Raw genomic sequence first — 273 nt, 5'->3', positions numbered from 1 at the left:
CAACTGCAATGCAGACAGTGGCTGCTTTCCCTTCAGTGCCGTTTGAAATATGGCCCATTCACGAGTTCACCTACCTTGAACCTGCACGGTGTATCAACACGACCGTTGCCCAGAGACGAGCTTGGGTGGAGGGATACTGGGCCAAGTCAGACCCAGCGTTCACGGATGGTGAAGGCGCCGAGTCATTCTTGGACTTTATATCTAGAGGTCAGTCTTTCTTAGATAGACTTGCAGAGCATCCTGCCCAGGACATCGCCGTGTTTTCACATGGGC

General features: G+C 52.7%; 1 protein-coding gene. It reads left to right on the top strand.

All coding sequences use genetic code 11. The features are described 5' to 3' along the window. Positions 1–8: 8 nt before the first annotated feature. A partial coding sequence (locus KMS84_RS44555) for a histidine phosphatase family protein (RefSeq protein ID WP_498066983.1) occupies positions 9–273 on the top strand: 265 nt, incomplete at its 3' end.

Source organism: Streptomyces hilarionis, from assembly GCF_024539675.1.
Lineage (GTDB): Bacteria > Actinomycetota > Actinomycetes > Streptomycetales > Streptomycetaceae > Streptomyces > Streptomyces hilarionis.
The sequence above is the reverse complement of the archived record's forward strand: the minus strand, read 5'-3'. Positions and strand labels throughout refer to the sequence as shown.